We start from the raw sequence: 3,473 nt of genomic DNA, 5'->3' as shown, positions 1-3,473 counted from the left end.
TGCCTTCGGAAATCTAAGAAAAAATCGAAACTCGCTTCGCTCAGACATCGATTTTTTCTAAAGATTTCTCTCAGTCATTCCTAACGCTTATTTTATCAATGGCCGAAAGATTCAAAACCTTTTTAGCACAATAAATTAAAGAATAATTATGTGCATGCTTTTTATTTAGGATGATATTCTTTTTTCTGCCTTTGAATTTTCAAGTCGCAGGGCTTATACAGTAAAAAACCTGCACTCAGCCGTACTACAGAATAAGTTCCGCAGGGAACCGAGGACTGTAGCTTACAAAGGCGTTAAAAGAAACATATACTTACCAGACATTTGAAAATTCTTGACCTTTTGGTTACTTTTCTGTCAAGAGAAAAGTAATAGAATATGTGTAAATTCAATAATCTATTTAAAATTAAAATATTAAAAATGAGGGTGACCCAAGGGGGTCACCCTCATTTTATCATTGATAAATAAATCATTAGGAAATATAATATTAAAAAGGAACAGATTTAAGGAGGGAAAATGCAAGAAAATAATGTCAACAATGAATTTAAATTTTCCGATACTGATATAGAAGAAAAGATAGAGCTTGAACCCTTTGAAACTATATATCACTACGATCTGAGATTCTCCTTTGGACTCATGACCAAGGGAAAGCTTCTTCTGGTCTATGAAAATGAAAATGGAAGAAGGGTGCCTTTGAAGACTCTCACAAAAAAGCAAACTATTCTAGGTGGATATGCCTATCTTTTGGAGGGTAAGGCCATTGACAATCTATATTATATAGCTATAGAAAAAACTGAAATCCTTAAAGTTTCACCTGAAAGAAGCAGGGAACTTCTTTTAGACAGAGATTTTCTTTTTAGGTGTTTAAAAAACGCCAAGATGGATTCCTTATCGTTGATAGAAGAACTAGTATATCGTCTAGATAAAAATATTGAAAAATTTCTGGCATATGTAATTCTTAATTATTCTGAGAATGGACAGATGAGGATAAAAAACTTTTCCTTGTTCTCTGAATTTATAAAGTGCAGCAGGAGTAACTTCTATGTGGCTTTGGGAAAGTTAGTAGACAGAGGAATAGTGGAAAGAAGTGGTAGAATTATCACTATAGTAAATTTGGAAGAATTAAAACTGCTGGCTGAAATATAAATAAGAGCTCCATAGGAGCTCTTATTATTTCAAGAGGAAAACCATCATTATCCTTTTTAATCTGCTCTTATTCATATAGGCTTGTGTTCTTCTGTTTTTAATGACTGCTGGGATTTTATTCACAGTAACCCTATATTTCATAAATATATTTATGAAATTTTACTGTTTACTGTTTCTGTCGCATCTCATACATCTTGTAGCTTCTCTTAAAGCTTCTTCTCTTGTATAAACTACTTTTATATTTTCAAAGTTTTTACATCTGTATGTTGATTCTGTTTCTTTTTCTTCCTGTTTGGGAATATTCCATGTAGTCAGATCAAGCTGTTTTTCAGGTATTTGGATCTCATCTCCTACATAAATTCCCTGGCCTCCCAAAGCCTTATCAATGTTGATTGCTACTTTTTTTCCTTCTGCTATGGCACTTATAGCAATTTTAGAGTCTCCTCCCACATCTCCTGCTACATAGACGTCTTCTGCTGTTGTTTTGTAAGTATTTTTATCAAATGATATCCATCTGTTGGACCCGATCTCTATATCACAATCAAGATAGCTGTAGTCTGCTCTTTGACCTATTGCCATTACCACTAACTCAGAATCAATTTTCATAGTTTTTTCTTCATCGAAATTCGGGCTGAACCTGTACTGGTTATCCATTGTGGATATGCATTTTTTGAGTTCAATTTCCTTTAAAGAACCCTCTTCTTCAAAATACTCTTTTATGGTATAGCCGCTTAAAAATTTAATTCCCTCTTCTGCTGCTCCGTGTTTCTCTTCATGAGAGGCAGGCATCAGATCATACTCTTCAAGTGAAATAACTGTCACATCAGACCCGCATCTCATTATGCTTCTGGCAGCATCCATGGCTACATCTCCACCACCGACAACGGTTACTTTTTTAGGGAAATTTCTCTTTTTTTGAAGCTTTATCTCTTTTAGAATATCCACTGCACTTTGAATGTATTCTTTATCAGGGCCGACTTTTACTCCTGTCATCAAACCTGTTGCAAGAATAGTTGCATCATTGGCTTTTCTGATTTCACTAAGTTTTATATCTTCTCCAACTTTTACTCCTGTTTTAATCTTTACACCAAGATTTTCAATAAGTTTTATCTCTCTGTTTATTGCTTCATTATTTATTCTGTACTCTGGAATCATTATTGCGGGAACTCCACCAGCTGTTTTTTCAGCTTCGTATATGGTTACGTTATAACCGCTACGACCAAGGAAATAAGAGGCACTTAGTCCTGCAGGTCCGCTTCCGATAATAGCTATTTTCTTCCCGTTATTTCCCAGCTTGTCTTCTTTGATCTTGTTATCTTCAAGAGCCATAGTTGAAGCAAAATATTTAAGTGCTCTTACACCTACAGATTGTTCGAGCTCTCCTCTACGGCATCTGTCTTCACAAGGTCTTGCGCAAATCATTCCACAGACATAGGATAATGGATTGGACTGTCTCATTACTGAATAAGCTGTGTCCATATCATCTTCAGCCATATAGGCTACATAACCTGGGATATTTACCTCAGCAGGACATGCATTGACACACTGAGCAGAAGCTAATCTATGGCATACTCCAGGGTAGCATTTTTTCTCTGTAATATGTTCTTCAAAAATATCCCTAAAGCTGTTTAATAAAAACAGTACTGTTTTTTTCATTTTTCTTTCAGCAGGAATGACAGTTTTCTCTTCTAAAAGTTCTTTTAATATGTCTAGTTCTAAAATTCTTTTGCTTGTCCCGTTGCTTATTTTCTCAATGATTTCCTCTATCTCTTCTATAGTTTCATTTGTAGTTCTAAGCTCTTTAATAAGATATCTCACACAAAACCTGGCATAATCCACAGGACAGGTAAGGTCATTCAAAAACAGGATAGTATCTGTATCGATGTTTTTAGTATAGTCACTTAGAGGATTTTCAACATCTTTTAAAAGTACAATTTCACCGAAGGGCCCCCCTATTTGGACCATTGACAGTCTTCCGTTGTTCCAGAGGCCTCCTGCCAATTTAGTAAAAATATCTATCAATGATCGATTTTCATCTATACTATATGTTTCGGGATTATTTATTTTGCCGCATAAAATGAATTTCTTCATTACTATTCTCCTCCTCTGATTTTATCTTTATCTATAATATCAGTCATGACGTTATACATGTTGTATTCAGGTAAACTTTGATTTACAATTTTATCATATCCAAATCTGCTTACCGGACAAACTTTGAGACAGTGTCCGCAGTATCTGTTTGTAGCCATGGACCAGCCGCAGCTTTTTCTAACTGATCTTCTTTTAAATTGACCGAACCACTCATGCTCATCTTTAGGAATACTTGATAC

General features: G+C 35.0%; 3 protein-coding genes. 1 reads left to right on the top strand and 2 read right to left on the bottom strand.

Annotation, left to right across the window (positions count from 1 at the left end; translation table 11 throughout):
- The first annotated feature begins 513 nt into the window (after positions 1–513).
- A complete protein-coding gene (locus ABZA26_RS10630; RefSeq protein ID WP_372714503.1) occupies positions 514–1,143 on the top strand; it encodes a hypothetical protein in 630 nt (209 codons plus the stop codon).
- A 159-nt stretch (positions 1,144–1,302) separates the two neighbouring features.
- Here the strand turns inward: ABZA26_RS10630 and ABZA26_RS10625 are convergent, their stop codons facing one another.
- Both ABZA26_RS10625 and ABZA26_RS10620 read right to left on the bottom strand, forming a co-directional pair.
- Positions 1,303–3,234 carry an FAD-dependent oxidoreductase gene (locus ABZA26_RS10625; RefSeq protein WP_372714502.1) on the bottom strand — a complete coding sequence of 644 codons (1,932 nt, stop codon included), beginning with the start codon at positions 3,232–3,234 and terminating at the stop codon, positions 1,303–1,305.
- A gap of 2 nt (positions 3,235–3,236) precedes the next feature.
- Positions 3,237–3,473 (bottom strand): hypothetical protein (locus ABZA26_RS10620; RefSeq protein ID WP_372714501.1); only part of this gene is annotated, 237 nt, incomplete at its 5' end.

It is taken from the genome of Ilyobacter sp. (assembly GCF_041583315.1).
Lineage (GTDB): Bacteria > Fusobacteriota > Fusobacteriia > Fusobacteriales > Fusobacteriaceae > Ilyobacter.
The sequence above is the reverse complement of the archived record's forward strand: the minus strand, read 5'-3'. Positions and strand labels throughout refer to the sequence as shown.